Raw genomic sequence first — 26,297 nt, 5'->3', positions numbered from 1 at the left:
CGCCCGGCTAGTCACCTTACTAGCCGCACGGTAAGTTGGGTACCAACTGACGGTCAAGCCGAATAGGGGGCGTGGGTGAGGGAGAGCACAGGCGGCACTCGGGAACGGATCAAGGCCGTCGCACTGGAGCTCTTCACCGAGCAGGGGTACGAGAAGACCTCGCTGCGGGAGATCGCCGAGCGCCTCAACGTCACCAAGGCAGCGCTCTACTACCACTTCAAGAGCAAGGACGACATCGTCGCCAGCTTCGTCGAGGACCGGCTGGAGCGGATGGACGCGCTGACCGCCTGGGCCGAGTCGCAGCCGGCGACCCTGGCCACGCGGCGCGCGCTGATCTCCCGGTACGCCGACACGATGTTCGCCGGCGACCAGCCGTCGGTGATGCGCTTCTTCGAGCAGAACCAGACCGTGCTCAAGAGCCTCGCCTCCGGCCAGCAGATGCGCGGCCGGATGATGCAGCTCGCCAACGCGCTCTGCCGGGGTGACGACTCCCCCTCCGCCCAACTACGCGCCGTGCTGTCGCTCTTCGCGGTGCACAGCAGCTGGTTCGCCGTCCGGGCGCCGGACATCACCGACGCCGACCGCCGCCGTATCGCCCTGGAGGTGGCCGACGAGTTGCTGGCCGCCATCGGCGCGCAACCCGACGAGGACGCGACCCCGGCCACCCCGGCCGGCTGATCGACCGGCGCGACCGCCGCCTCAGCCTCGGGGCAGCTCTCGCCGCAGGCCGAGCAGGTCCACGCCCGGCACCGGCGACCAGTCCTGCTCCGGCGACCGGACGAAACCGAGCCGCTCGTACAGCCGGTGCGCCGAGGCGGCCATGCCCGCGCGGACGCAGATCACCACGGCGGTGCAGCCCAGCTCGGCCGCGCGGTCGACGCACGCCTGGGCCAGCGCCGCGCCGACACCTCGGCCCTGTGCGGCCGGGTCGACCGCGAGCATCCGGAACTCCGCCTCACCCGCGGCGGACAGCTCGGCGAACGGGGTGCCCGGCAACACGAAGGTGACCGAGCCGAGCACCGCACCGGTCGCCTCGTCCACCGCGACCAGCACCTCGCCACTGGCGGCCCGGGTCGACACGTCGGCCAGCACCGCGCCGTACCCGTTCTCGCCCTTGAGCTGGCCGTCCGCCTCGTACGCGGCAACGGTCAGCCGGGCCACCGCCGGGTAGTCGGCCGGCTCGGCGCGCCGGACCCGCAGGCCGGTCAATCGATCACCGCGATGAGGTCGCCGTCCTGCACGACGTCACCCTCGTTGACGGCGAGCTGCTTGAGCACACCGTCGGACTCGGCGACAACGGGGATCTCCATCTTCATCGACTCGAGGATCACCAGGGTGTCGCCCTCGGACACGGTGTCGCCGGCCGTCGCCACGACCTTCCAGACGTTCGCCACCATCTCGGCGCGGATCTCCTCGGCCATGTCCACGGCCCTCCCTCATCCCGATGTGCCTGCCGACGTATCCAATCATGTGGCGGCGGACCGTGGGCGTGGAGCGGTGCGCCCCGCGCGCCCCGGCCGCCCCGGGGGAAGGTGTCGGGTGCCGGCCGCACTACCATCAGCGGGTCGGACCCGACGCCGGACCGCCGGTAGCTGCACCGGCGCGAGGTCGTGCGCAGGGCGGATCCGACCCATCACGAGGAGGTCAGCATGGCGAAGAAGTCCCGCAAGAAGAAGGCTCGGAAGAAGAACGCCGCCAACCACGGCAAGCGTCCCAACTCCTGAACGCGCCGACGGGCCGACGGCCCGTCACCGGTCAGACCAACCCGGCCGAGGCCGGGTACACCGGTGGCCCGGGTCGACATCGACCCGGGCCACCGGTTTGTCCGTTCGGTACGCCGACGTCAGTCGGCCAACTCGCGGGAATCGCTGGTCTCGAAGACCACCAGCTCGGTGAGCTTGACCCGCAACCGCTCGCGCAGCTCGTCCGGCGCGGTCTCGTTGCCGCAGCACCGAGCCACCAGCGCCCGCACCTCCTGCTCGAGGCCGTACTCGCGCAGGCAGGGCCCGCACTCGTCGAGGTGGTGCCGGATCAGCGAGCGCCGCTCGTCGGCGCACTCGAGATCCAGGTAGAGGTAGACCTCCGCGAGTACCTCGCGGCAGTCCGTCTCGTGCGGCTCCCCACAGCTCACGTCACACCTCCCGGCCGGCAGCGGCAGCGGTCGAACCCTTCGAGGAACGGGCCGGGCTGAAGCCCCGCTCCGCGGCGTAGCGCTCGAGCAGCTTGCGCAGATTACGACGGCCGCGGTGCAGGCGCGACATCACGGTGCCGATCGGCGTGCCCATGATGTCGGCGACCTCCTTGTACGAGAAGCCCTCGACATCGGTGAGGTAGACCGCCAGGCGGAACTCCTCCGGCAACTGCTGGAGGGCCTCCTTGACGTCGCTGTCCGGCAGCCGGTCCAGCGCCTCGGTCTCGGCGGAGCGCAGCCCACTGGAGGTGTGCGACTCGGCCTCGGCGAGCTGCCAGTCGGTGATCTCCTCGGTGGGCGCCTGAATCGGCTGGCGCTGCCGCTTGCGGTAGGAGTTGATGTAGGTGTTGGTCAGGATCCGGTAGAGCCAGGCCTTCAGGTTCGTGCCCTGCTCGAACTGGTGGAAGGCGGCGTACGCCTTCAGGTAGGTCTCCTGGACCAGGTCCTCGGCATCCGCCGGGTTGCGCGTCATCCGCAGCCCAGCAGCGTAGAGCTGATCGACGAATGGCATCGCGTCCCGCTCGAAACGGGCCCTGCGCTCGTCCGTCTTCTCGGTGGTCAACCGCACATCCCCTCGCGTCGGATGCTTTCCCGCCGAGGATACGCGCACCGCCCTACCCACAGATTCACTTCCGGCCGGTGTGCTCGTGCTCACCGCACCCACCCCGCCCGGTCCCGCCGTCGCGGGCCAGTCCGGGCCAGCCAACAGCCGCTTCAGCTGCCGGGCGTCCCGTTCGTCCCGTTCCAGGCTCCGTGTATCGGTTGGCACCCGTCACCCCCCTCGCAGAAAACTCGTCCGGGGGTAGTAACGCGGGACAACGGCTGGGGCATTCCGGCCGGACCTCCCGATCCTGGTCCCGGCGCCGACGACCGCCGGCGCTGGGACCAGGAAGGGCCTGGGAGGATTGGCACCGCCCGTCCGAACCGGACCGGCGGCACCATCCGATGCAACGACCCGCGCCCGGCGCCGGACACGGTTCGCCCGGCCGCGCCGGATCAGCCGGCCGCCCAGCCCTGGGCGCGCAGCCAGTCCCGGACCACGGCCGCCGTGCCGGCCGGATCGCGCCGCAGGTCGTGCGTCTCCCCCGGCCGGGTCACCACCTGAACGGTCGGCCCCGGCTCCGGCACCCCGAACGGGTCCCGGTCGCCGTTGACCACGAGTGTCGGCAGCCCGGTCTCCAGTTCGGCCGCCCGGGAGCGCTCCGGTCGGCCGGGCGGGTGCAGCGGAAAGGCCAGCGCGACGACACCGGTGGCGCCCACCGCACGGGCCGTCCGGCAGGCCACCCGCGCGCCGCTGGACCGACCGCCGACCAGCAGTGTCCGCAGATCGGGTTGTCGGTCGCGCAGCGCGGCGAGCACCGCGACCCAGGCCTCGTCGAGGTGCCCGGCGGGGGCCGGCGCGCGGCGGCCGGCGACCCGGTAGGGCTGGGTCACCCGGACCACCGCGAGGCCGGCCGCGACCGCCGTGTCGCGCACGGCGAGCAGGTCGGGCGCGTCCACGCTGCCACCCGCGCCGTGCCCGAGCACCAACAGGGCGGCAGCCGGCCGGACAGGCAGGTCGGTGTCGACCCGCGCGGGGCCGCGCGGAGTCTCGATCTCGTCGCTGGGCTGCACCGACCCATTCTGCGCCGCCAGGTCGGCACCCGGGACAGGACCCGGCCGCTGGTCAGCTCAGCGGAACCAGCGTGAGCAGGCGGTCGCGTACCGGCGGGCCAGGCCCGTCGGCGGCGTCCGGATCCGGCTGGACCTCGCCACGCCAGGCGACCAGCATCGCCCGCCGCTCGCGGGGCGTGGTGGCGCCCCACACGCCGTGGCAGTCACCCACCTCCAGCGCCCAGGCCAGGCAGGACCCCTGGACGTCGCAACCGCGGCAGAGCGCGACGGCGGCGTCGGCCGGCTCGTTCGGCGCCGGAAAGAATGTCTCCGGGTCGACGCTCTGGCATGTGCCTCTGGTGCGCCACGCGTCATCCTGTTGTCGTTCCTGCAAGGCCCGCAGCAGTCGCGGATCTCGCCGCGCCGCAGCCACCTCGTGCGGGCGGGGCATTCGCGCCCGTGTCATCCACCCACCTCCCCCGTGGGACCGGCAAGATCGATGGATGTCGTCCGCCCCGTGCGAATCGACACCCACTACCGGCGCTGTGTTCTATCGCACTTCCGGACACCGGGACAAGGGGCTACCGGGAAGATGACTGAACGGCCAGGAGACGAATCGCGCGCAACCCTGGCAAATCGGCGCCCGACGATGCGGATGCGCGTCAGAACAGGGTCAGCTCCTGCGGCGTCACCGCCGGCATCCGCGCGATCAACTGCGGCCCGTCGTTGCGGACGTCACCCACCGCCGGCCCGACCGGGCGGACCTCCAACCCCGCCAGCTGGGTCGCCGTCGCGGGGGCGAGCAGCCGGTCCGGCTCGTCGGTCGACGCCAGCCACGACGACCACCGCTCGTGCGGCAGCAGCACCGGCATCCGGTCGTGCACCTCGGCCAGCTCGCCGAGCGCCGCGGTGGTCAGCACGCTGAAGGTGAGCCGGCTGTCGGCGCCGGACTCCCAGACCGACCAGATCCCGGCCAGGGCGAGCACTGAGCCGTCGGTGGGGGTCATGTAGTACGCCTGGCGCCCGCCGTCGGGCTGGCGGACCCACTCGTACCAGCCGTCGGCCGGCACGAGGCAGCGGCGACGGGCGAAAGCGCCGGCGTACGCCCGGCTGGTGGCCACCGTCTCCGCCCGGGCATTGATCATGCGGGCCGCGCCGGCGGCCGACCGGGACCAGTGCGGAAGGAAGCCCCAGCGGCCGACGCAGAGGCTGCGGTGCCCCTCCGGGGTGACCCGGACCAGCGGCACCGGGTCGGTGGGCGCCACGTTGTGGTCAGGGCGGACCCGGCCGTCGGTGTCGTCCGACGACTCGAACAGCGCGCTCAGCTCGCCGGAACTCCGGGTCGTCGCGTACCTGCCGCACATGGGCACACGCTAACCCGTCGGAGGCCCGCCGGCTGTCCCGCCAACCGGGAGTACGACCGCCGGCCGGCGCCGCCCACCGTCCGACACGGCAGAATGTAACCGTGGGGAATCTGACCGCGACCCGGCCGCCGCAGCCGTGGACCGCACCGACCGCGTCCGACCCGGTGGCGGCCACGTTGCGCCTGCCGGGGTCCAAGTCGATGACAGCACGTGCCCTGGTGCTCAGCGCACTGGCCGCCGGCCCGTCGACGCTGGCCGGGCCGCTGCGTGCCCGGGACACCGAGCTGATGGCCGCCGGCCTGCGCGCCATGGGCGCGCACATGTCGATCAGCGACGACGAGCGCTGGCTCGTCCGGCCACACCCGCTGGCCGGCCCGGCGCACGTGGACGTCGGCCTGGCCGGCACCGTGATGCGGTTCGTCCCGCCGGTGGCCGGTCTGGCCGACGGGCGGATCACCTTCGACGGCGACCCGCACGCGCGCACCCGGCCGCTCGGCCCGCTGATCGGCGCGCTGCGCTCGCTGGGCGTCCGGATCGACGCCAGCGGCGCGGGCAGCCTGCCGCTGACCGTGCTCGGCACCGGCCGGGTCACCGGCGGCGAGGTGGTGATCGACGCCTCCGCCTCCAGTCAGCTGGTCTCCGGCCTGCTGCTGGCCGCGCCGCGCTTCGACCGGGGCGTCGTGGTGCGGCACGTCGGCCCTCCGGTGCCGTCCGCCCCGCACCTGCGGATGACCGTGCAGATGCTGCGGGCCGCCGGCGCGGCGGTCGACGACACCACCCCCGACGTGTGGACCGTCGAGCCCGGCCCGCTCACCGGGCGTGGCTGGGAGATCGAACCGGACCTCTCCGGCGCGGTGCCGTTCTTCGCCGCCGCCCTGGTCACCGGTGGCGAGGTCACCCTCCAGGGCTGGCCGCGCAGCAGCGCCCAGCCGGTCGAGCAGCTCCGCTCGCTGCTGCAACGGATGGGCGGCGAGGTCACCCTCTCCACCACCGGGCTGACCGTCCGGGGCACCGGCGTGGTGCACGGCCTCACCGCCGACCTCTCCGACGTCAGCGAGCTGACCCCGGCGCTGACCGCACTGGCCATGCTGGCCGACTCGCCGTCGTCCTTCACCGGCATCGGGCACATCCGCGGCCACGAGACCGACCGGCTGACCGCGCTGGCGCGGGAGTTCACGGCGCTCGGCGCCGACGTCACCGAGGCGCCGGACGGGCTGGAGATCCGGCCCCGGCCGCTGCGCGGCGGGGTGTTCCGCACCTACCACGACCACCGGATGGCGCACGCCGCCGCGGTGGCCGGGCTCGCCGTGCCGGGCGTCGAGGTCGACGACGTCGGGTGTACCTCCAAGACCATGCCCGAGTTCCCGGCACTATGGTCAGCGATGGTGACCGGCAAGAGCTGACGCGACAGGGGGCGGTCCTGGCGACCAAACGGCGCGAGTACGACGAGGACGACGTACGGGTCCGGCCCGGGAAGTCGTCGCGTCCGCGTACCCGAACCCGACCCCGGCACGCCGACGCGGTCGACGGCTTCGTCATCGCCGTCGACCGGGGCCGCTACACCTGCGTGCTGGCCGGGGCCGAGCACGGGACGGCCGAGGCCGAGCTGCCGACGGTCACCGCGATGCGGGCCCGCGAGCTGGGGCGCAAGTCGGTCGTGGTGGGCGACCGGGTCAGCCTGGTCGGGGACACCTCCGGCGCGGAGGGCGCTCTCGCCCGCATCGTCCGGATCGCCGACCGCCGCTCGGTGCTGCGCCGCACCGCCGACGACGACGAGACCACCGCCGAGGGCCGCCTGGAGCGGGTGGTGGTGGCCAACGCGGACCAGCTGGTGATCGTCAGCGCGTTGGCCGACCCGCCGCCGCGCACCGGGTTCATCGACCGCTGCCTGGTGGCCGCGTACGACGCCGACATCGAGCCGCTGCTCTGCCTCACCAAGGCCGACCTGGCCGGGCCGGAGGAGGTGCTGGGCTACTACACCGAGCTGGAGCTGCCCTACGTGCTCAACCGCCCCGACTCCGACCTGGACGCGCTGCGCGCGCTGCTGGCCGGCCGGGTGTCGGTGCTGGTCGGGCACTCGGGGGTGGGCAAGTCGACGCTGGTCAACCGCCTCGTCCCGGACGCCGCGCGGGCGGTCGGTGTGGTCAGCGCGATCGGCCGTGGCCGGCACACCTCGACCAGTGCGGTGGCGCTGCGGCTGCCGCCGATCCCCGGCGTCGACACCGACCCGGGTTGGATCATCGACACTCCCGGGATCCGCAGCTTCGGGCTGGCGCACGTCTCCGCCGACAGCCTGCTGCACGGTTTCCCCGACCTGGTCGAGGGCACCGAGACCTGTCCGCCCAACTGCCCGCACACCGCCGACGAGGCCGACTGCGGGCTGGACGCCTGGGTGGCCGCCGGCAAGGCCGACCCGCGCCGGCTGGCCTCGTACCGCCGGTTGCTCGCCTCCCGTGCCGGTGAGGGTGACCAGCGCGGCGAGACCGACCAGCGCGGCCCCGGCGAAGGCGACCGGCGCGGCCCCGACGAGTGAGCCACCCGGCGTCGGCTAGGTTGCCGGCATGACCGGGTACGCCGACGACCTCGCCCTCGCCCACCTGCTCGCCGACCGGGCCGACGCCATCGCCACGGCCCGGTTCCGCGCGCTCGATCTGCGGGTCGAGGCGAAGCCCGATCTGACCCCGGTCTCCGACGCGGACACGGCCGTCGAGCGGGAGATCCGCGCGCTGCTGGCCGAGCACCGGCCGGGCGACGGCCTGCTCGGCGAGGAGTACGGCAACCAGCCGGCCAGCACCCCGGGCGGCCGGCGGTGGATCATCGACCCGATCGACGGCACCAAGAACTTCGTCCGCGGCGTGCCGGTGTGGGCCACCCTGATCGCGCTCCTCGACGGTGACCGGCCGGCGGTCGGCGTGGTGTCCGCCCCGGCGCTGGGCCGGCGCTGGTGGGCGAGCGCGGGCGCGGGCGCGTACGCCGGACCGGGCCCCGCCGCCGGTGAACGGATCGGCGTGTCCGCGGTGCGACGGGTCGCCGACGCCAGCTTCTGCTACTCGTCCCTGACGGGGTGGGAGAACGCCGGACGGCTCGACGCGATGCTCGACCTGATGCGCGACAGTTGGCGCAGCCGCGCGTACGGCGACTTCTACGGCTACATGCTGCTGGCCGAGGGCGCACTGGACGTGATGGTGGAGCCGGAGTTGTCGCTGTGGGACGTGGCGGCGCTGGTCCCGATCATCACCGAGGCGGGTGGCACGGTCACGGATCTGGCCGGTCAACCGGCTCCGACCGGCGCCCCGGGCACCGAGAGCAGCGTGGTCGCCACCAACGGTGTGCTGCACGCCGACATCCTGACCCGGCTCGATCGACCAGCCGAGCGCTGACCCCCGGCAACCTCTATCCTCGCCAGGTGGTCTCCTCCGGCTGGTGTTTTCTCGCGGCGATGATCGTCGCGTACGGCTTCGCCAACCTGCTCCAGTCGGTGGCGGCAGCCCGCACCACCGTGCACCACACCTTCGATCCGGGGCTGCTGCTGCGGCTGGCCGGGCACCGGACGTACCTGATCGGGTTGGGCTGCCAGATCGGCGGCTTCGTGCTCGCGTTCCTGGCCCGACGGGACCTGCCGCTGTTCCTGGTCCAGGCCAGTGTGGCCGCCGGGCTGGGGGTGACGGCCATCCTCGGCGTGCTGGTGCTGAAGTGGCGGTTGCCGCTGGCGGAGGTGGCGCTGCTGGCCCTGCTCTTCGCCGGGATCACCGCGCTGGTGCTGTCCGCCCGGCCGGCGCCGTCACGGCAGCTCGGCACCGCCGGCTCGGTCGCCCTGCTGGCGGCGCTCGTCCTGATCGCGGTGCTGGGTGTCTTCGCCGTGCGGCTGCACGGAGCACCGGGGTCGGTGGCTCTCGGCTCGCTGGCCGGGCTGGCGTTCTCCTCGGCCGCGGTGGCCGCACGACCGCTGGCCTCCGCGCCGTCGGCCGAGGCGTTCCTCGCCCACCCGCTGTTCTACCTGCTGATCGTCCACTCGATCGTCGGCCAGCTCCTGCTCGGCCTGGCCATGCAGCGCGGCTCGACGACCGCAGCGGTCGCCGCCATGGACGCCGCCGGGGCGGTGCCGGCCGCGATCGTCGGCCTGCTGCTGCTCAACGACAAGATCTGGCCGGGGCGGGAGTGGCTGGCCGGCGTGGGTTTCCTGGTGACGCTGGCCGCGGTGATCGGGCTGACCCGGTACGCCGAGCCGCAGCAGCAGCGCGCGATGGCGCACCGCCGCGACCGCGCCATGGTCGCCGCCGGCCGGCCCGGCTGAGCCGACGCCCCACCACGACCGGCGAGGCGCTACCGGTCGGGGTCACGCCTCGACCGGTTTGCGCCGGCTCACCACCCGCTCGTAGAGGCGCTCCAGCGCACCGGCGGTCCGCTCCCACGTGTAGCTGCTCCGGACCCGGTCCACCGCGGCGTGACCGTAGGCGAACCGGTTGGCGTTGTCGGCGAGCAGCCGGCGCAGGGAGACCCCGAGCGTCCGTACGTCGCCGGGCGGCACCAGCCGGCCGGTGACCTCGTCGACGACGGCGTCCGCCAGACCGCCCATCGCGTAACCGACCACGGGCACCCCGCAGGCCATCGCCTCCAGGGAGACGCGCCCGGCGGAGGAGTAGTGCGGCGTGCAGGCGACCACGTCCGCCGACCGGTACCAGGTCGCCATCTGGTCGTGCGGCACCGCCCCGACCAGCCGTACCTGGTCGGCCAGCCCGGCCTGCTCGGCCAGCTCGCGCAGCCGGCGTGCCTCCGCGTGGTTGGCCAACTGGTCAGCCGGCGGCCCACCGGCGATCACCAGCTCGGCGTCACCGACGAGCCGCATCGCCCGGATCAGGTCCTCCTGGCCGTGGCCCGGGGAGAGCCCGCCCACGGAGAGGATCCGGGCCCGCTGCTCGCGCGGCGCCGCCTCCCCGTCGGGGTGGAACTGCTCGATGTCCACACCCGCGGGCACCATCGCCACCGAGCTGCGCTGCAGGCCCATCCTGGTCAGCTCGTCCACCTCGTCGTTGCTCTGGGCCACCGCGATGTCCACCGCGCGGGTCAGCGCGCGCTCCAGCGGAATCCGCTCCCCCGGCCCGTCGTAACGACCGCCCAGGTGGCGCAGCTGTTCGACGCCGAGCGAGTGGAAGGTCTGCACCACCGGGATGTCGGTCTCCCGGACGGCGTGCGCGGCGGCCAGGCCGCCGATCCAGTAGTGCCCGTGCACCACCTCGGGACGCCAGGCGCCGGCCCAATCGTCGGCCAGCCAGCGGCCGAACTCGGTCACGTGCGGGATCAGCTCGGCGGTCGACAGCGGAGTGGGCGGCCCCGCCGAGACCCGTTGCACCTGGTAGCCGTCGACGTCCACGATCACCGGCAGCTCGGGGTCGTCCCGGCGCTCGTAGATCCGGACGTCGTGGCCTCGGCCGGCCAGCTCGGCGGCGACCCGCTTGATGTGCTGTTGGGTGCCGACCGGCGGGCCGTCGGCGTGCCGGTACGAGCTGGTGTGCGCGCAGACGAGGCCAACGCGCATGGGTCACCTCCCTGCGATCTTTCCTCGGCGGTGGTCCTCCCGGTCAGAGCGTCCCATTAACCCGGAGGTCGGGAGCCGAAACCTGGCAGATCGGGAACAGTGCCCGCGAGTGCCACCGAAACTTGCGCCACGGCAATCACAGAACCCCCCGCGCGTCCCTCTGCCGGACGGTCCCACGGCGATCGGAGAGCGTCCGGTGGTATGACCAGGGCGGGCCGGGGGTACCGCTCAGGAATGCCGCTGACCCGCAGCCTCGACGATTCGACCGTGGTGATCACCGGCGCCTCCAGCGGGATCGGCACGGCCACCGCGTACGCGCTGGCCCGCCGGGGCGCAGCCGTCGTGCTGGGCGCCCGCAGCGAACCTGCCCTGCGGCAGGTCGCGCAGCGCTGCCGGGAACTGGGCGGCCGCGCGCTGGCCGTACCGACCGACGTGACCGACCTGGAGTCGGTGCAACGGCTGGCCGACCGGGGGGCGGCCGAGTTCGGGCGGATCGACGCCTGGGTGAACAACGCCGCGGTGAGCGCCGTGGGCCTCTTCGACGAGATCCCGGTCGCCGAGTTCCGCCGGGTGCTGGAGGTGAACCTCCTCGGCGCGGTGCACGGCATCCGGGCCGCGCTGCCGCACCTGGGGGCGGCCGGCGGCGGCGTGCTGGTCAACAACGCCTCGGTGCTGGCCGAGGTGGCGATGCCGTACCAGTCGGCGTACAACGCCACCAAGCACGGCATCCGGGGCCTGGCCGACACCGTCCGGCAGGAGTTGCGGGTCACCGGCCGGGGCCAGATCTCCATCTGCACCGTGCTGCCGGCCACCATCGACACCCCGTTCTTCCGGCACGCGGCCAACCACAGCGGACACGAGCTGGTGCCACCACCGCCGATCTATCCGCCGGAGGTGGTCGCCGAGACCATCGTCCGGCTGCTGCGCCGACCCCGCCGCGAGGCGTACGCCGGCGGCGCGGCCCGGCTGGTCGGCCTGCAGTGGCGGCTGGCGCCCGCGCTGGTGGAGCGCGCCCTCGGCTGGTACACCCACCGCACCCAGTTCGGGCCGGGCGCCCGGCTGGACAGCAGCGGCAACGTGTTCCACGCCGACGGGCAGGGCCGCCGGGACGGCGGTTGGCACGGTCGGCGGCGGCAGCTGGTGCGGATGACCGCCGCGTTCGGCCTCGCCGCGGCCGGCACGGCGGTCGGCACGATGGCGGCGATGAGCCGCCGGTCCCGGCTGGACCGCTGATGACGGGCATCGAGCGACCGGATGCGACGTCCGTCGCCAGGGGGCACAATGGGCCGATCATGTCGACCGGCGTGCATTGTCTGGTGGAGATCGACGAGTCCTTCCCGGTGGTCCGGGTGACCGGTGTGCTCGACGCCGCCGGCACCGAGACCGTGCGCGACGCGCTGCTCGCCCGGCTCTGCGACCGTCCCGGCCCGGTGGTGGCCGACGTGACCGGGCTGGAGGTCGTCGACGCGGACGGGCGGGGCGTCTTCGCCGAGGTCCGCCGGGAGGTCGCCGACTGGCCGGCCGCCGACCTGCTGCTCTGCGACCCGGCGGTCCCCGGGCCCAGCCGGGCCGACGCGGCGCTGGGCGGCGTGCCGGCCTGGCCGACCCTGGACGGGGCGCTGGCCGCGGCGGCGGCGCCGCTGGCGGCGGTGCTCACCGCCGAACTGGCTCCGACGGTCGGAGCCGCCCGGCAGGCCCGCGAGCTGGTGACCACCGGTTGCCAGCGCTGGGACATGCCGTCGCTGGCCGAGCCGGCGTCCATCGCGATCACCGAGATGGTCAACAACGTGGTGGCGCACGCCCGGACACCGATGACCGTGCGGGTGGCTCCGCAGGGCGACACCCTGCGCCTGGCGGTCCGTGACCACTCCCCACGCCGGCCGGCGTTCGCCGGGCTGGCACCGCCGACCCGTACCGGTGGTCGGGGCCTGCTGCTGATCGACACGGTGTCGCGCCGGTGGGGCAGCAGCCCGGTTCCGGACGGCAAGGTCGTCTGGTGCGTGCTGCACCCCGAGGACGAGGCGGGTGCCGTCGGCTGACGGGCCGTTGCGGCCGCGTTGTCCGACACTCACCACCGCACAGCCGGCATTGCCCCGGTTATGGCGGGAGGGCAGCGGGTAGTGATCAGACATGCGTGACAACGAGTACCCGACCCCCGTGTCCGACACCGAGGCGGAGGGGCTGCCCGACACCGCCGACGACGACTCGAGCGCCAACGACGACGTCCTCACCGGTCGCGAGGCGGACGGTCCGGAGCCGGCCCAGTTGCCCGGCGACCGGACGCCGGTGGCGGTGGATCGGTTCGGGACCACCGCCGAGGAGCAGCTCGACGGCGAGTCGTTGGACTACAAGCTCCAGCGGGAGAGCTTCGAACGCCCGGTGGACGACCCGCTGGCCGGCCCGGTCGACCCGAAGATCGCCTTCGAGGCGGACAACGAGGCGGCCGCGGCGGAGGCACAGCTGGACGCCGACGTGATGGACCCGGGGCCCACCTCGGACCCGAACTCGCCGGTCTCCCTCTACGACCACGGCCAGCTCGGCACGGTGGCCGACGCCACCGTGGGCCGGCTGGTCGAACCGGACGAGGGTGCCCACACCGACCAGGAGACCGACTCCGTGGCGTACGACGCGGGTTCGGCCGGTGGTGGGGCGACCGCCGAGGAGCTGGCCATCCACGAGACGGAGCCGCCGCGTTCGGTCTGACCCGCCGCCGCGCCGACCGCGTCAGTCGTCGAGACCGCGCTCGATGGCGTACCGGGTCAGCTCGACCCGGTTGTGCAGTTGCAGCTTGCCCAGGGTGTTCTGCACGTGGTTCTGCACCGTGCGGTGCGACAGCCCGAGCCGCTGGGCGATCTGCTTGTACGACATCCCCTTGGCCACCAGGCGCAGCACCTCGGTCTCCCGCTCGGTGAGCCGGGGAGCCCCGGGCTCCGCGCCGTCGGCCGGGCCGGCCCTCGAACCCGGCCCGGTCCCGACGGCAGCCAGCCTGCGGTACTCGCCGAGGACCAGCCCGGCCAGTCCGGGCGTGAAGACCGGGTCGCCGGCAGCGGTCCGGCGTACCGCGTCGAGGAACTCGGCCGGCGCCGTCGACTTCACCAGGTAGCCGGTCGCTCCCGCCTTGACCGCGTCCAGGACGCTCTGCTGCTCTCCGCTGGCGCTGAGCATCAGCACCCGCACGTCGGGCAGCGCCGCGCGCAACCCGCGGACCACCTCCACGCCGGAGATGTCGGGCAGTTGCAGGTCGAGGACGACCACGTCGGGCCGGGCGGCGGCGGCGACCCGGATCGCCTGCCGCCCCTCACCGCTGGTGGCCACCACCAGGAAACCGGCCTCGGTCAGGTCGCGGGCCACCCCCTCCCGCCACATCGGATGGTCGTCGACCACCATCACCCGCACCGGCGTCACCGGTCCGCCCTCGGCACGGTCAACTCGATCTCGGTGCCGGTCTCGGGCGTCGACACGATCCGTACCGTCCCGCCGAGGTCGGACACCCGGCCCCGGATCGACTGGGTCACGCCGAGCCGTCCCTGGACGGCCGCCTCGTCCAGCCGCCCGTCCGGGATGCCCGGCCCCTCGTCACGGATCGACACGGTCACCGTCTCCCCCTCGTCCTCGATCAGCACCCAGGCCCGCCCGCCGGCGTGCAGTCCCACGTTGTCCAGGGCCGCGCCGGTCGCGGCGGCCAGTTCCCCGGCCACCCGCCGTGGCAGTGGCACCGGGCTGGCCGGCGCGGAGAGCGACACCGCCGGTGAGGCGTACCGGCCGAGCAGGGTGCGCAGGTCCACCGCTGCCGCGGCGTCCGCCACCGATGCGGCGGTGTCGCCGGCCGGGGCCGTGCCGGCGATCAACGCACGCAACGCGGCCTCCTGCTCGCCGGCCAGCCGGGCCAGCTCGCCGGCCTCGCCGGGCAGGTGCGCACCGCGCCGCTGCACCAGCGCCAGCACCTGGAGCACCGAGTCGTGGATGCCCCGGGCCAGCCGCTCCCGCTCCCGGGTGGCCGCCTCCAGCTCCACCGCGCGTTGCAGCCGCTCCTCGGCGGTCGCCGCGAGCCGGGCCATGTGCCCGACCACCACTCCGGCGAGCAGCATCAGGATCACACCGGTGAACGAGGACTGGCCGATCCGTTCCCGGGTCGCCAGGTCAGCGCCGGCCACCAGCAGCGCGGCCAGCGTGCCCCGCCGCCGGCCGCCGGACACGGCCCAGGCCAGCACCGGGCCGGCCATCCAGGCCACCCCCAGGGTGGGTACGCCGGCGGCGAGCGCCGCGCGGCCGACCACCCACGGGGTGGCCAGCACGATGGCCATCACGACGGCCAGGTCGGCCAGCAGCAGCGGCCAGCGCCGCCAGGCCGGCCGGGCGTACCCGACGGCGGTCGCCCCGGTCCAGGCCATCATCACCAGGACCAGGGCGCCGACGGCGTACGGGTGGGCGTACCGGTCGGCGTCGCGGACCGCGAGCACGCAGACGTACGCGAGGGACGCCAGCCGGAACACGGTGAGGGCGCGCCAGAGCGGCACCTCGTAACCACCCGGCGGTGACGGCATGGCGGTCAGGATGCCACAGCCGGGCCAGCCGGCCGGGAGGCGCGGAGTGCGACCTGAGGAACCCTGACGTACGGTGGAAAAGCCGCGAAATACTCCGAGATCCGCCGTCGGGACGGGGCCATGACGAACGCAGATCCGCACGCACCGCGTACGGTTGTGCCCATCGAACCTGCCCTCCTGATCGCCGAGGCCTTCGACCAGGCCCAGGTGACCGAGATTCGACACTCGGTCACCTCCTGCGCGCACGCCTCCGGGCTCGCCGGGCAGCGGCTGGACGACTTCGTGCTGGCGATCAACGAGCTGATCACCAACGCGGTGCGGCACGGCGGCGGGCGGGGATGGCTGCGGCTCTGGGTGGAGCCGGGGATGCTGGTCTGCGAGGTCGCCGACCACGGGCACGGGATCAGCGCGCAGCGGCTCGGCGACCGGCGCCGGCCGGCGCCGGACACCGCCGGCGGCTGGGGCCTCTGGCTGGCCCGGGAGCTGACCGACGCCATGGAGGTCGCCACCGGCGCCGCCGGCACCACCGTCCGCATCACCACAGCCCTCGCCTCCAACCACACCCCGCACTGAGCCCGCACCCGCGGGCGGCGGGTCAGGCGAAGAGGGCGGAGACGGACTCGCCGTTGTGGATCCGGCGCATGGCTTCGGCCAGGGCGGGGGCCACCGAGAGGACCTGGAGCTTGGGAACCCGCTTGGCCGCCGGGATGGGGACCGTGTTGGTGCAGACGATCTCCAGTACGCCCTCCTGATCGCTGAGCCGCCGCAGCGCGTCGCCGGAGAACAGGCCGTGCGTGCAGGCCAGCCGGATCGAGCGGACGTTCAGGCCGCGCAGGTGCTCCATCAGCTCGACGACCGTGCTGCCCTTGGCGATCTCGTCGTCCAGCACGATGACGTCCCGGTCGGTCACGTCACCGATCACGGCACTGATCTTGACCAGGTCGTCGCTGAACCGCTGCTTCGCCCCGGCCGCGACCGGGGTGCCGAGCAGCCGCGCGAAGGCGGCTGCCTCCTTGGCGTTGCCCAGGTCGGGCGAGACCACCACGGTGTTGCTGAGGTCGTAGCGCCGGAAGTGGGTGGCCAGCTCACGCAGCGCGTGCAGGTGGTCGACGGGAACGCTGAAGAAGCCGTGCACCTGCGGCGAGTGCAGGGTCAGCGCGAGCACCCGGTCCGCTCCCGCCGAGACGAGCAGGTCGGCGACCAGACGGGCGCCGATCGAGATCCGCGGCGCGTCCTTCTTGTCCGAGCGGGCGTACGCGTAGTGCGGCAACACCACCGTGATCCGGCCGGCGGATGCGCCCCGGGCCGCGTCGATCATGAGCAGCAGCTCGACCAGGTTCTCCTGCACCGGAGGCACCAGCGGCTGGATCAGGAAGACGTCCCGCTCCCGGCAGTTGGCCTGCAACTGCACTTCCAGGCAGTCGTTGGCGAACCGGGAGACGCGCACCGGATGCAGCGGCACCCCCAGGTGGGCACAGATCTCGGCGGCGAGCTCGGGATGGGCTGTTCCACTGAAAACGGCGATGTCGCGCACGTTCGCACATCGTAGGCGACGAGGCCGGCGCTGGACGGCGGCGGGCCGCCACCGGCCGTGACGCCGGTCGCACCGCGCCGCCGGTCCGGGTACGGTGCTGCCGTGACCCCCCAGTACGTCGCCGCCATCGACCAGGGCACCACCTCCTCGCGGTGCATCGTCTTCGACCGGGCCGGGGAGATCGTCGCCGTGGCCCAGCGGGAGCACCGGCAGATCTTTCCCCAGCCCGGTTGGGTGGAGCATGACGCCGAGGAGATCTGGGACAACGTCCAGCGGGTCGTCCGGGAGGCGCTGTCGGCCGCCGGCACCGACGCGGCCGGGCTCGCGGCGGTCGGCATCACCAACCAGCGCGAGACCACCGTGGTCTGGGACCGGGCCACCGGCCGCCCGGTGGCCAACGCCGTGGTCTGGCAGGACACCCGGACCGGGCCGCTGCTGCGGGAGCTGGCGGCGGCGTACGGCGAGGAGCGGTTCCGTGCCCGCACCGGCCTGCCCCTGGCCACCTACTTCGCGGGGCCGAAGCTGCGCTGGCTGCTCGACGAGGTGGACGGCCTGCGCGAGCGCGCCGAACGCGGCGAGGTGCTCTTCGGCACCATGGACAGCTGGCTGATCTGGAAACTGACCGGCGCGCACGTCACCGACGTGACCAACGCCAGCCGGACCATGCTGATGGACCTCGCCACCCTCGACTGGGACCCGGAGCTGCTGGACGCGATGGGTGTGCCGGCGGCGATGCTGCCCGAGATCCGCAGCTCCGCCGAGGTCTACGGCACCGCCACCGGTGTGCTTGCCGGGGTGCCGGTGGCCAGCGCGCTCGGCGACCAGCAGGCCGCCCTCTTCGGCCAGACCTGCTTCCAGCCGGGAGAGGCGAAGTGCACCTACGGCACCGGCAGCTTCCTGCTGCTCAACACCGGCGCCAGCCCGGTCCCGTCGACGCACGGGCTGCTCACCACGGTCGCCTACCGGATCGACGGCCAGCCGGCGGCGTACGCGCTGGAGGGGGCGATCGCGGTCACCGGGTCGCTGGTGCAGTGGCTGCGGGACAACCTCGGTCTGATCTCCACGGCCGCTGAGGTGGAGGACCTGGCCCGCACGGTGGACGACAACGGCGGCTGCTACGTGGTGCCCGCGTTCTCCGGGCTGTTCGCCCCGCACTGGCGCAGCGACGCGCGCGGCGTGATCGCCGGCCTGACCGGCTACATCACGAAGGGGCACCTGGCGCGGGCCGTGCTGGAGGCGTCGGCGTGGCAGACCCGCGAGGTGGTCGACGCGATGGACGCCGACTCCGACGTGGCGCTGCGCCGGCTCCGCGTGGACGGCGGGATGACCGCCAACGGCCTGCTCATGCAGTTCCTCGCCGACGTGCTCGACGTGCCGGTGATCCGCTCCCGGATCACCGAGACGACCTGCCTGGGCGCCGCGTACGCGGCCGGTCTGGCGATCGGCTTCTGGCCGGACCTCGCCACGTTGCGCGCGCAGTGGCGCTCCGACGCGCAGTGGGAGTCGCGCATGGCGCCGGAGCACCGCGACCGGGAGCTGCGCAACTGGCGCAAGGCCGTGCAGCGCACCCTCGACTGGGTGGAGTGACGGGCGAGCGATCACCAACCGCTCAGATCGGTGCCAACGCCCGGCTCAGCTCCAGCGGTTGCCGGTGAGCTTCTCGTAGACGTCGACGTAGCGGGCGCGTGTCGCCTCGACGACCTCGGCGGGCATGTCCGGCGCCGGGCCCTGCTTGTCCCAGCCGCTGCCGGTGGCCCAGTCCCGCACGTACTGCTTGTCGTAGGAGAACTGCACCCGACCCGGCTGGTACGACTCGGCGGGCCAGAACCGCGACGAGTCGGAGGTGAGCAGCTCGTCGGCGAGGACCAGGGTGCCGTCCGGCGCCCAGCCCAGCTCGATCTTCGTGTCGGCGACCAGGATGCCCCGGTCGGCGGCCAACTCCGCGCCGCGCCGGTAGATGTCGATGGTGATCTGTCGCAGCCGCTCGGCGGTGGCCTGACCCACCTTGTCCACCACGTCGTCGTACGTGATGGGCTCGTCGTGCTCGCCCACCGGCGCCTTGCTGGACGGCGTGAAGATCGGCTCGGGCAGGATCGACGCCTCGCCGAGCCCTCGGGGCAGCGGCACGCCGGAGACCGCCCCGGTGCGCTCGTACTCCCGCAGGCCGCCGCCGGTGAGGTAGCCCCGAGCGACACACTCGACGGGCACCATGTCCAGCCGCTGGCAGCGGATCGCCCGCCCGGCGAACTCCGCCGGCACGTCGGTGGCCGAGATGACGTGGTTCGGCACCAGGTCGGCGAGCTGCTCGAACCACCACAGCGAGAGCGCGGTGAGCAGGCGGCCCTTGTCCGGGATCGGTGTCGGCAGCGCCACGTCGTAGATCGAGATCCGGTCCGAGGCGACCAGGATCAGGTCATCGCCGTCGGCGTAGACGTCCCGGACCTTGCCCGAGTGCAGAAGTTCCACGCGCCCTAGTACACCACGCGGGATCGGGGTGCCCCGATTCGACCACCCGCACCGGGTCGCGCGCAGGGGTGACCGGACGGACGTTGACACCCTCCTGCGCCGCCTGCGTGAATGGTCCGACCCCGCCCGCAGGTGCCAGGAGACCCCGTGCCCGTTGTTCGACCCCCGCTCGACCGCCTCGGCGCCGACCCGGGGCGGCGCCGACTCCTCACCGCACTGCTCGGCGCCCCCCTGCTGGCCTCGGGTGGGCTGACCGGATGCAGCGACGACGCCGCGACGTCGACCGAGGAGGGGCCGGTCGAGCTGTCGGTCTTCTGGTGGGGTGGAACGAGGCGGGCCGAGCTCACCGAGAAGGTGCTGCGGCTCTACTCCGAGCGCAACCCCCGGGTCACCTTCCGGGTTACCTGGCAGGGCGCCGACGGCTACTACGACCGGCTGGCCACCCAGGCGGCCGGCGGCAACGTGCCCGACCTGATCCAGCTCGACGACGCCGTGCTGACCGAGTACGCCGAGCGCCAGATCATCCTCGACCTGAGCGAGCGGGTCGTCGACCACCGGTTGGACCTGCGGGGCCTGCCGGAGGGTCTGATCCGCTACGGCGCCGTGGACGGGCGGACGATGGCCGTGGCCGGTGGGCAGACCCACGCCGCCGTGGTCTTCAACCGCGACCTGCTCCAGGAGCTCCGGGTGCCGGAGCCACGCACCGGGATGTCCTGGGCCGACTACATCTCCTGGGCGGAGCAGGTCACCGACGCCAGCGACGGCCGGGTGGCCGGCACCATGGACCCGTCCGGCGACTACCGGGCGCTCTGGCTCTGGCTGCGCTCGCAGGGCGGCGAGTTCTACCGGGGGCGCCAGCTCGGCTTCGGCGCGGACGAGCTGATCGCCTGGTTCGAGTTGTGGCAGGGGGCCCGCAGGGGCCGGGCCACACCGAGCGCGGCCCTGGTCGAGCAGGCCGACAGCGGTGAGCCGGCCCGGCAACTGGTGGTCTCCGGGTTGACCGCCGCGTCGTTCGCCTGGTCCCACCAGCTGCCGGAACTGCAGCGGCTCACCGAGGCCGAGCTGGGTGTGATCGGCTTCCCGGGTCCACCGGGCGCGCAGTGGGCGCGGGCACCGATGTACTGGGCGGGGTTCCGCGGCACCCGCCACCCGGACACCGTCGTCGACGTGATCAACTTCTTGACCACGAACGGCGAGGCCGGCACCGTTCTCGGTCACGAACGTGGCCTCAACGCCAGTCTCGCCGTCCGCCGCTACACCGAGGGCAGCATCACCGACCCGGCCCAGCGGCGCGCCGCCGCGTTCGGCGCCAGCATCGCCGACCGGCTCGGGCCGGCGCCGGCGCCACCGCCGAAGGGACACGGCAAGGTGCGGACCCTGCTGGTCGGCGCCGCGGAGAGCATCCGCGCGGGGCGGGCCGGCACCCGCGCGGCCACCTCGCGTTTCATCGGCCAGGCGAACGCCGCCCTCGCGGCGTGACCACCGGCGGCCGGCCATCGGCCCGCCGCCGGCGGCCGACCGGGTGCGAGCGACCGCTCAGCGCGGCGGGCCGCCCCGACGGTTACGCATCAACCGCAGCACCAGGAGCACGATGACGACCACCACCACCAGGCAGCAGAGCAGGCCGAAGACACCGAAGCCGCCGCCGCGGGACCGCCGCCGGGCGGCCTCCACCACCAGCTCGCCGGTACCCGTGGACGCCCAGGCCGCGACGGGCACGAAGACCGCCAGCACGACCGCACCGAGGACCGCGCTGAGCCGGCCCCACCACTTGCTGAATGAAGACATGTCCCCATCCTCGCCGAACTGCGCAACCTCGGCACGGTGGTCCACACCGAATCGCGGGACAGAGATCAGGCGGAACGGCCCGGGCACGCGTCGCCACGCCTGTCACTCGCGCTGACATCGCAGGCCGGCAACGGTTGGTCGCGCCGGATACGAAAAACCCGGCCCCATGATCTGGGGCCGGGTTTTCCATCTGCACTGTCATTTGTAGCGGGGACAGGATTTGAACCTGCGACCTCTGGGTTATGAGCCCAGCGAGCTACCGAGCTGCTCCACCCCGCGTCGACTGGTTAACCCTAACCCACCCGTTCCGGCGATGATCAGCGGGGTCGCCATCGGTGTCGGCGGCCCCCGTGGACCGGATGGCGGCGGGTCGAGCTGGGCCGGGAGATGCGAAACGGCCCCCGAGGATGTGATCCTCGGGGGCCGTTCGTCGTGGTAGCGGGGACAGGATTTGAACCTGCGACCTCTGGGTTATGAGCCCAGCGAGCTACCGAGCTGCTCCACCCCGCGTCGGTTCACTAACCGTAGCGCACCGACCGGGGGCACCGCAAAGCGACCCGCATTCCGTCGCCGCCGACCCCGCTGACCTGCACCGCCGTCACTTAAGCCAGGCCACGATCGCGGCCACCGCCCGTCGACTGTCCGCATCCACCTGGGCGCGCTCGGCTGCGGTGTACTCCCAGCCCTGTTCCCAGAGCACCGTCACGACGTCGCCGATCCGGACCGCCCGGATCAGCCGGACCTCGTCCGCACCCGGCTCGCCCATGCCATCCGGGTACGGGGCCCGCATCTCGAACAGCACCGACTCGTCCCCGTACCGCCCCGGGTCCAGCACCCGCTGCCGCCAGGTCCTGGTGTCGTCGGCCAGCTTCTGCTCGGGGCAGTCGCGGACGGCCTGCCGCAGCTCCCGCAGCGCGTCGTCGGCCCGTCCGGCGCGGTAGATGGTGATGGTGTGCCGGTAGCTGCCGGCCGGCACGTACCCCGCCGGGGTCTCCGGCCGCTTGTAGGCCAGGTACCGCCCGCGGCGCTGCACCACGGCGGAGTCGCTGGGATGGCGCGCCCCGCAGAGCACCGGCAGTGCCGGCCCCTCCACCTGCGACTCCAGGCCCGTCCGGTTGGCCGACGGTAGGACGAAGAAGGCGCGGTCCGGGATCGAGGTGGGCTGCCGGGGCGGCGCCGCACCGGTGGTCGGGGCCGCTGGCGTCGCGCTCGACGTGCTGCGCGCCGGCGTGGGGGACGGCGTGGGGGACGGCGACGGCGACGGGCGGGGGGTCGCACTGGTCGGCAGCGGACCGGGGGTGTCGGCGGGCGGTGGCAGTGGCGCGGAACCGTCCGCCGGGATTGCCAGCCACCCGCCGACGGCCACCCCGCCGAGCAGCAGCGCCACCGCGACGGCGGTGCCGGCGATCCGGGTACGGGCCCGGTGGTCGGCGCGCCGCCGGACCAGCTCGGGGTTGGTCAACTCCTGGCCGTCGGCGACGGTGGCGAGCGACCGGTACAGGTCGGACAGTTCAGCTGACATCGTTCGCCTCCAGCTCCACGGTGGAGAGGTCGGGCAGCAGCGCGGCCAGTCGGGACCGGCCCCGGGACAGCCAGGACTTCACGGTGCCGACGGGGACCTCGGTCTCCCGGGCGATCTCCTCCACCGACATGTCGAAGAGGTAGTGCAGGGCGAGCGCCTGCCGCTGGGCGGCCGGCAGTTGGCGGAGCGCCCGGACCAGCAGCACCCCGTCCTCACTGGGTGGCGGGGCGACCGGCGGAGGGCCGGTACGACTCAGCGCCGCCCTCCAGCGGTGCAGGTGCCGCCAGCGGTCGGTCGCCAGTCGGGCCACCACCAGCCGCAGCCACGCCTCGGGCGCCGGATGCGCCCCCAGCCGACCCCACTGCCGCCAGGCCCGGGCGAAGGCCTCCTGCACGAGATCCTGCGCCTCGGTGTGGTCGCCGGTGACCGCGTAGCCGTACCGCAGCATCCGCCGGGCGGTGCTCCGGTAGAAGTCGTCGAAGCTCTGCGCGTCCCTCACGACTGTTCCCCCTCGTCCACACCCCGTTGCAGAGAGGACGGCCCACCGGCGTCGCAGGTTGCGGACCGGATCGGACAAACCGTGTCGGAGGGGCGACAAAAGGAACCGGTGGACGCGACGGAGCCCCCGACGTCAGGACCGGTGTGGTCCGACGGCGAGGGCTCCGAAAGCTGCTCCCGGGGAGGCGCTCAGCCTCCCGCGCCGGTGGTCGGGCTGACACCCGGCGAGGGGCCACCGCTGGGTGTACCGCCCGGGGTCCCCGCCTGCTGCGCCTGCTGGAAGGCGGTGAGCGCCTCGTCCAGCGCCTTCAGCGCGCGACCGTACCGCTCGAAGTCACCGGAGGTCTGCGCGGCGCGGACCTCGGTGATCGCGCTCTGCACCCGATCCGCGGCGGTGGCCAGCTCGCCGGTCGGTGGCGGGGTGCCGGCGCTCGGCGTCGGCGTCGGTGTGGGCGTCGGCGCCGTCGGGTTGCCACCGGCCGTCGGCGGCGGCGGTGCCCCCTGCCCGGCCCGTTTGCCCTGCTCGACCAGTTGCTTGATGCCGTCGTTGATGTTGTCGGCCAGTGCCACGAACGAGCCGCCGTCACCGTACGAGAGCAGCACCTTCTGCAGCAGCGGGTACGCGTCCTGCTGGTTGCTCTTCACGTAGACCGGCTCGACGTAGAGCATGCCGTCGGCGAACGGCAGCGAGAGCAGGTTGCCGTACTGCACCTGCGCCTGGTTGCTGGACAGCAGGTTGAGCTGCTGGCGGATGTTGGCGTTGTTGGTCATCTGCTGGTGCACCTGCACCGGGCCGGAGATCCGGGTCTGATCCGGCAGCTCCAGCACCTCCAGCCGGGGCTTGCCCTCCACGTACGACCCGGAGATCAGGGCGGCGAGGTTCTGCCGACCGTTCGGGGTGACCGCGGAGGTGAGCTGGAACCGCGGGCTCTCCTGCCCCGGGAACTGGGTGAACAGGTAGTACGGAGGCTGCTTCTGGCCGCTGTCCGGCGCGTCCGGCACGTTGGGCACCTGCCAGAAGTCCTGCGCGGAGTAGAAGTCACCCGGGTTGGTCACGTGGAACTTGGTGAGCAGGTTGCGCTGCACCTTGAACATGTCCGCCGGGTAGCGCAGGTGCTCGGTCAGCTCGACCGGGATGTCCGCCTTCGGCAGCACCAGGTCACCGCCGAACGCCTTGTTCCACGCCTTGAGCACCGGGTCGGTGTCGTCGTACTCGTAGAGCTTCACGGTGCCGTCGTACGCGTCGACGGTGGCCTTCACCGAGTTGCGCATGTAGTTGACGTTCTCCCGGGCCAGCTGGAAGGTGCCCCGGTTGGTCAGCTCGTCGGTGGTCTCCGTCTGGAGGTTGACGCGCTCCGCGTACGGATAGGTGGCCGCCGTGGTGTAGCCGTCGACGATCCACTGCACCCGCCCGTCGACCACGGCCGGGTAGGGGTCGCCGTCCAGGGTGAGGAACGGCGCGACCTTCTCCACCCGGTCCCGCGGGTTGCGCACGTAGAGCAGCTTCGAGTCCTTGTTGACCGCCTCGGAGAGCAGGAAGTTCGACTCCTGCTCCTTGATGGCGTACAGCAGCCGCCGGGTGAAGGAGCCGATCTCGACGCCGCCCTCACCGGTGTAGGTGTAGGACTCGCCGCCACCGTCGCCGACCGGCCGGTCGAACTCGGCCTTCCGGTTCGGGTCGGACTGGCCGACGATCGCGTAGTCGTCGGGCGCCATCCGCTCGCCGTAGTAGATGCGCGGCTGCTTGGCGGGGATCTGCTCGGTCTGCGAGGAGCACGCCTCCTGGGCCTTCTCACCGAGGAAGCCGGAGACGAAGAACGGCTGCCCGCCGCAGACCACCTGATTGGCCGGCGCGGCCACCAGCCCGTACCCGTGGGTGTAGACGGTGTGCCGGTTGATCCAGGTGTTCTGCTGGTCGGTCAGCTCGCCGTAGTTGATCTCCCGGACGCCGACCACGTAGTCGGAGACCTTGCCGTTCACCCCGTACCGGTCGATGTCCAGCTTCGGGCCGAAGTCGTAGAAGCCGCGCACCTGCTGGAGCTGCGTGTACGTCTCGCTGACGAGCTGCGGGTCGAGCAGCCGCACGTTCGACACCACGGAGGTGTCGGTCGCGAGGTTGGCCGGTGGGGTGAGGTTGCTGGCCGCGTACGGCGTGGTCTCCGTCGTCGCCAGCCCGAACGCCGCCCGGGTCGCGTCGATGCTGCGCTGGATGTACGGCGCCTCCTTGTCCTTGGCGCTCGGCTTGACCTCGAAGGTCTGCACCGCCCAGGGATAGATGCCGCCGATGGCCACCGCGGAGACGCCGAGCAGGGCGAGCGAGATGCCCGGCCAGACCAGGTTCCGCATCCAGGCGTTGGAGAACACGATGATCGCGATCGCCACCACGATGGAGATGTAGGCCAGGATCTCCTTCGCCGGCAGCAGCGCGTTGACGTCGGCGTAGCCGGCGCCGTACAGCTTGGCGCCCTCGTTGTACTCCAGCAGCATCGCCCGCCGGTCCAGCACGTACGCGATGGCCTTGAGCAGCACGAAGACGGCGACCAGGCTGCTCAGGTGGGCACGGGCCGCGTTGCTCATCCGGTCCCCGACGCCCTGGAGGCGGACGCCGCCGAAGAGGTAGTGCACCGCCAGCGCGCCGATCACGGCCAGCACCACGGCGGTGAAGGCGACACCGAGCAGGTACCGCCAGAACGGCAGCTGGAAGACGTAGAAGCCGATGTCCACCCCGAACTCCGGGTCCTTGATCCCGAAGTCGCCGCCGTTGCGGAAGAGCAGCCACTGGTTCCACCGGCTCTGCGCGGAGAGACCGGCGAAGAGCCCGACCACGGCGGCGGTCAGCGCGATCCAGGTGCCGAGGCGCGGGCTGAGCGCCATCCGGTAGCGCTCCAGCGTCGCCTGCTCGACCGAGTGCGGACGCAGCCGCGGGCGCAGCCGGTGGGCCAGCCACAGGTTGCCGCCGACGATCACGGCCATGCCGAGGCCGATGGCGAGGAAGAGCAGCAGCCGGGTGACCAGCACACCGGTGAAGACCTCGGTGTAGCGGACCTCGTCGAACCAGAGCCAGTCCGTCCAGGCCTGGACACCCCAGCCGAGCAGGGTGAAGAGCACGAACACCCCGACCAGGACAGCGATGGTGACGCGCCCGCGCCGGCTCATCCTCGGAAGGGGGCTGCTGCTACGCATGACCACTGTTGGCTCCGCACGCTCGATGTGATCGGCTCCGACCAGGCACCCAGAGTACGGGGTGTTCCTGAACGTGTC

At 73.0% G+C, this 26,297-nt stretch carries 27 protein-coding genes, 2 tRNA genes and 1 pseudogene; 12 read left to right on the top strand and 18 right to left on the bottom strand.

The genetic code is table 11. The features are described 5' to 3' along the window. Nucleotides 1-75: 75 nt before the first annotated feature. Nucleotides 76-712: pseudogene (locus tag ACTWLT_RS13895) on the top strand (TetR/AcrR family transcriptional regulator); the annotation flags it as partial. Here ACTWLT_RS13895 and ACTWLT_RS13890 read toward each other — a convergent pair. Next, nucleotides 700-1,209, bottom strand: a complete 510-nt coding sequence (locus ACTWLT_RS13890; protein WP_445318786.1) for a GNAT family N-acetyltransferase — start codon at nt 1,207-1,209, stop codon at nt 700-702. The pseudogene ACTWLT_RS13895 and the gene ACTWLT_RS13890 overlap by 13 nt on opposite strands. Beyond that, the gene (locus ACTWLT_RS13885) at nt 1,206-1,427 is read right to left on the bottom strand and encodes a biotin/lipoyl-binding carrier protein (RefSeq protein WP_252419070.1); all 222 of its coding nucleotides are present in this window, start codon (nt 1,425-1,427) and stop codon (nt 1,206-1,208) included. The genes ACTWLT_RS13890 and ACTWLT_RS13885 overlap by 4 nt, the downstream gene beginning before the upstream one ends. A 183-nt stretch (nt 1,428-1,610) precedes the next feature. Between ACTWLT_RS13885 and ACTWLT_RS13880 the strand changes: the two genes are divergently transcribed. Beyond that, entirely contained in the window at nt 1,611-1,724 is a 114-nt protein-coding gene (locus ACTWLT_RS13880) for a 50S ribosomal protein bL37 (RefSeq protein WP_374102192.1), read from the top strand. 119 nt (nt 1,725-1,843) lie between these two features. Here ACTWLT_RS13880 and rsrA read toward each other — a convergent pair whose 3' ends face one another. From rsrA to ACTWLT_RS13855, 5 genes are all read right to left on the bottom strand, one after another. Beyond that, nucleotides 1,844-2,131, bottom strand: coding sequence for a mycothiol system anti-sigma-R factor (gene rsrA / locus ACTWLT_RS13875; protein ID WP_030336658.1), 288 nt, complete (start codon nt 2,129-2,131; stop codon nt 1,844-1,846). A gap of 1 nt (nt 2,132) precedes the next feature. Continuing rightward, on the bottom strand, nt 2,133-2,960 hold the full coding sequence (locus ACTWLT_RS13870) for a sigma-70 family RNA polymerase sigma factor (RefSeq protein WP_308209589.1): 828 nt from the start codon (nt 2,958-2,960) through the stop codon (nt 2,133-2,135). A gap of 227 nt (nt 2,961-3,187) precedes the next feature. Continuing rightward, nucleotides 3,188-3,805, bottom strand: a complete 618-nt coding sequence (locus ACTWLT_RS13865) for an alpha/beta hydrolase family protein (protein WP_445318729.1) — start codon at nt 3,803-3,805, stop codon at nt 3,188-3,190. A gap of 52 nt (nt 3,806-3,857) precedes the next feature. Then, on the bottom strand, nt 3,858-4,250 hold the full coding sequence (locus ACTWLT_RS13860) for a WhiB family transcriptional regulator (protein ID WP_252419066.1): 393 nt from the start codon (nt 4,248-4,250) through the stop codon (nt 3,858-3,860). Between the two features lie 196 nt (nt 4,251-4,446). After that, nucleotides 4,447-5,148 carry an SOS response-associated peptidase gene (locus ACTWLT_RS13855; RefSeq protein WP_445318728.1) on the bottom strand — a complete coding sequence of 234 codons (702 nt, stop codon included), beginning with the start codon at nt 5,146-5,148 and terminating at the stop codon, nt 4,447-4,449. 101 nt (nt 5,149-5,249) lie between these two features. Here ACTWLT_RS13855 and aroA point away from each other — a divergent pair, with 101 nt between their 5' ends. The 4 genes from aroA to ACTWLT_RS13835 are packed head-to-tail and all read left to right on the top strand — an operon-like array spanning nt 5,250 to nt 9,442. After that, on the top strand, nt 5,250-6,551 hold the full coding sequence (gene aroA / locus ACTWLT_RS13850) for a 3-phosphoshikimate 1-carboxyvinyltransferase (RefSeq protein WP_445318727.1): 1,302 nt from the start codon (nt 5,250-5,252) through the stop codon (nt 6,549-6,551). Further along, complete coding sequence (gene rsgA, locus ACTWLT_RS13845; RefSeq protein ID WP_445318726.1) at nt 6,521-7,681, top strand: ribosome small subunit-dependent GTPase A; 1,161 nt, start codon at nt 6,521-6,523, stop codon at nt 7,679-7,681. Before aroA ends, rsgA begins: the two co-directional genes overlap by 31 nt. Nucleotides 7,682-7,709: 28 nt before the next feature. Continuing rightward, entirely contained in the window at nt 7,710-8,528 is an 819-nt protein-coding gene (hisN, locus tag ACTWLT_RS13840) for a histidinol-phosphatase (RefSeq protein WP_445318725.1), read from the top strand. 59 nt (nt 8,529-8,587) lie between these two features. Next, nucleotides 8,588-9,442 carry a hypothetical protein gene (locus ACTWLT_RS13835; RefSeq protein WP_256483314.1) on the top strand — a complete coding sequence of 285 codons (855 nt, stop codon included), beginning with the start codon at nt 8,588-8,590 and terminating at the stop codon, nt 9,440-9,442. Between the two features lie 42 nt (nt 9,443-9,484). On the opposite strand, the gene ACTWLT_RS13830 is transcribed toward ACTWLT_RS13835, so the two are convergent. Then, complete coding sequence (locus ACTWLT_RS13830; RefSeq protein ID WP_445318724.1) at nt 9,485-10,684, bottom strand: glycosyltransferase; 1,200 nt, start codon at nt 10,682-10,684, stop codon at nt 9,485-9,487. 234 nt (nt 10,685-10,918) lie between these two features. Between ACTWLT_RS13830 and ACTWLT_RS13825 the strand changes: the two genes are divergently transcribed. From ACTWLT_RS13825 to ACTWLT_RS13815, 3 genes are all read left to right on the top strand, one after another. Next, the gene (locus ACTWLT_RS13825; protein WP_445318723.1) at nt 10,919-11,917 is read left to right on the top strand and encodes an SDR family oxidoreductase; all 999 of its coding nucleotides are present in this window, start codon (nt 10,919-10,921) and stop codon (nt 11,915-11,917) included. Between the two features lie 59 nt (nt 11,918-11,976). Continuing rightward, the gene (locus tag ACTWLT_RS13820) at nt 11,977-12,723 is read left to right on the top strand and encodes an ATP-binding protein (protein WP_445318722.1); all 747 of its coding nucleotides are present in this window, start codon (nt 11,977-11,979) and stop codon (nt 12,721-12,723) included. Nucleotides 12,724-12,814: 91 nt separating this feature from the next. After that, on the top strand, nt 12,815-13,387 hold the full coding sequence (locus tag ACTWLT_RS13815) for a DUF5709 domain-containing protein (RefSeq protein WP_445318721.1): 573 nt from the start codon (nt 12,815-12,817) through the stop codon (nt 13,385-13,387). 21 nt (nt 13,388-13,408) lie between these two features. Here the strand turns inward: ACTWLT_RS13815 and ACTWLT_RS13810 are convergent, their stop codons facing one another. Both ACTWLT_RS13810 and macS read right to left on the bottom strand, forming a co-directional pair. Then, nucleotides 13,409-14,071 (bottom strand): response regulator, encoded by a 663-nt coding sequence (locus tag ACTWLT_RS13810; protein WP_445318785.1) that lies wholly within the window; start codon nt 14,069-14,071, stop codon nt 13,409-13,411. Between the two features lie 14 nt (nt 14,072-14,085). Continuing rightward, complete coding sequence (gene macS, locus ACTWLT_RS13805; protein WP_445318720.1) at nt 14,086-15,228, bottom strand: MacS family sensor histidine kinase; 1,143 nt, start codon at nt 15,226-15,228, stop codon at nt 14,086-14,088. Between the two features lie 120 nt (nt 15,229-15,348). On the opposite strand from macS, the gene ACTWLT_RS13800 reads away from it, so the two are divergent. Then, complete coding sequence (locus tag ACTWLT_RS13800) at nt 15,349-15,801, top strand: ATP-binding protein (RefSeq protein WP_252419056.1); 453 nt, start codon at nt 15,349-15,351, stop codon at nt 15,799-15,801. Nucleotides 15,802-15,823: 22 nt separating this feature from the next. Here the strand turns inward: ACTWLT_RS13800 and ACTWLT_RS13795 are convergent, their stop codons facing one another. Further along, nucleotides 15,824-16,762 (bottom strand): ribose-phosphate diphosphokinase, encoded by a 939-nt coding sequence (locus tag ACTWLT_RS13795; RefSeq protein WP_252419055.1) that lies wholly within the window; start codon nt 16,760-16,762, stop codon nt 15,824-15,826. A 102-nt stretch (nt 16,763-16,864) separates the two neighbouring features. Here ACTWLT_RS13795 and glpK point away from each other — a divergent pair, with 102 nt between their 5' ends. Beyond that, nucleotides 16,865-18,349 (top strand): glycerol kinase GlpK, encoded by a 1,485-nt coding sequence (gene glpK, locus ACTWLT_RS13790; protein ID WP_445318719.1) that lies wholly within the window; start codon nt 16,865-16,867, stop codon nt 18,347-18,349. Nucleotides 18,350-18,394: 45 nt separating this feature from the next. Here glpK and ACTWLT_RS13785 read toward each other — a convergent pair whose 3' ends face one another. Continuing rightward, nucleotides 18,395-19,228, bottom strand: coding sequence for a phosphoribosylaminoimidazolesuccinocarboxamide synthase (locus ACTWLT_RS13785; RefSeq protein ID WP_445318718.1), 834 nt, complete (start codon nt 19,226-19,228; stop codon nt 18,395-18,397). Between the two features lie 147 nt (nt 19,229-19,375). On the opposite strand from ACTWLT_RS13785, the gene ACTWLT_RS13780 reads away from it, so the two are divergent. Next, complete coding sequence (locus tag ACTWLT_RS13780; protein ID WP_445318717.1) at nt 19,376-20,707, top strand: ABC transporter substrate-binding protein; 1,332 nt, start codon at nt 19,376-19,378, stop codon at nt 20,705-20,707. 57 nt (nt 20,708-20,764) lie between these two features. On the opposite strand, the gene ACTWLT_RS13775 is transcribed toward ACTWLT_RS13780, so the two are convergent. The 6 genes from ACTWLT_RS13775 to ACTWLT_RS13750 all read right to left on the bottom strand — a co-directional run bounded on the left by ACTWLT_RS13775 (nt 20,765) and on the right by ACTWLT_RS13750 (nt 26,219). Then, nucleotides 20,765-21,016 (bottom strand): hypothetical protein, encoded by a 252-nt coding sequence (locus ACTWLT_RS13775; RefSeq protein WP_252419051.1) that lies wholly within the window; start codon nt 21,014-21,016, stop codon nt 20,765-20,767. Between the two features lie 205 nt (nt 21,017-21,221). Continuing rightward, nucleotides 21,222-21,295 (bottom strand) — tRNA-Met (locus tag ACTWLT_RS13770). Between the two features lie 154 nt (nt 21,296-21,449). Next, a tRNA-Met gene (locus tag ACTWLT_RS13765) sits at nt 21,450-21,526 on the bottom strand. Nucleotides 21,527-21,614: 88 nt separating this feature from the next. Beyond that, nucleotides 21,615-22,538, bottom strand: coding sequence for a hypothetical protein (locus ACTWLT_RS13760; RefSeq protein WP_445318716.1), 924 nt, complete (start codon nt 22,536-22,538; stop codon nt 21,615-21,617). Then, nucleotides 22,528-23,037, bottom strand: coding sequence for an RNA polymerase sigma factor (locus ACTWLT_RS13755; RefSeq protein WP_252419049.1), 510 nt, complete (start codon nt 23,035-23,037; stop codon nt 22,528-22,530). Before ACTWLT_RS13755 ends, ACTWLT_RS13760 begins: the two co-directional genes overlap by 11 nt. Nucleotides 23,038-23,225: 188 nt before the next feature. Then, on the bottom strand, nt 23,226-26,219 hold the full coding sequence (locus ACTWLT_RS13750) for a UPF0182 family membrane protein (protein WP_445318715.1): 2,994 nt from the start codon (nt 26,217-26,219) through the stop codon (nt 23,226-23,228). Nucleotides 26,220-26,297 lie beyond the last annotated feature (78 nt).

It is taken from the genome of Micromonospora yongxingensis (assembly GCF_052601155.1).
The sequence above is the reverse complement of the archived record's forward strand: the minus strand, read 5'-3'. Positions and strand labels throughout refer to the sequence as shown.

Coding starts and splice junctions, on each gene's coding strand:
- ACTWLT_RS13775 (WP_252419051.1), bottom strand. CDS start 21,016: ATGTCTTCATTCAGCAAGTGGTGGGGCCGGCTCAGCGCGGTCCTCGGT.
- ACTWLT_RS13760 (WP_445318716.1), bottom strand. CDS start 22,538: ATGTCAGCTGAACTGTCCGACCTGTACCGGTCGCTCGCCACCGTCGCC.
- ACTWLT_RS13810 (WP_445318785.1), bottom strand. CDS start 14,071: ATGGTGGTCGACGACCATCCGATGTGGCGGGAGGGGGTGGCCCGCGAC.
- rsgA (WP_445318726.1), top strand. CDS start 6,521: ATGGTCAGCGATGGTGACCGGCAAGAGCTGACGCGACAGGGGGCGGTC.
- ACTWLT_RS13855 (WP_445318728.1), bottom strand. CDS start 5,148: ATGTGCGGCAGGTACGCGACGACCCGGAGTTCCGGCGAGCTGAGCGCG.
- ACTWLT_RS13860 (WP_252419066.1), bottom strand. CDS start 4,250: ATGACACGGGCGCGAATGCCCCGCCCGCACGAGGTGGCTGCGGCGCGG.
- macS (WP_445318720.1), bottom strand. CDS start 15,228: ATGCCGTCACCGCCGGGTGGTTACGAGGTGCCGCTCTGGCGCGCCCTC.
- ACTWLT_RS13750 (WP_445318715.1), bottom strand. CDS start 26,219: ATGCGTAGCAGCAGCCCCCTTCCGAGGATGAGCCGGCGCGGGCGCGTC.
- ACTWLT_RS13820 (WP_445318722.1), top strand. CDS start 11,977: ATGTCGACCGGCGTGCATTGTCTGGTGGAGATCGACGAGTCCTTCCCG.
- ACTWLT_RS13830 (WP_445318724.1), bottom strand. CDS start 10,684: ATGCGCGTTGGCCTCGTCTGCGCGCACACCAGCTCGTACCGGCACGCC.
- ACTWLT_RS13825 (WP_445318723.1), top strand. CDS start 10,919: ATGCCGCTGACCCGCAGCCTCGACGATTCGACCGTGGTGATCACCGGC.
- ACTWLT_RS13835 (WP_256483314.1), top strand. CDS start 8,588: ATGATCGTCGCGTACGGCTTCGCCAACCTGCTCCAGTCGGTGGCGGCA.
- hisN (WP_445318725.1), top strand. CDS start 7,710: ATGACCGGGTACGCCGACGACCTCGCCCTCGCCCACCTGCTCGCCGAC.
- ACTWLT_RS13800 (WP_252419056.1), top strand. CDS start 15,349: ATGACGAACGCAGATCCGCACGCACCGCGTACGGTTGTGCCCATCGAA.
- ACTWLT_RS13815 (WP_445318721.1), top strand. CDS start 12,815: ATGCGTGACAACGAGTACCCGACCCCCGTGTCCGACACCGAGGCGGAG.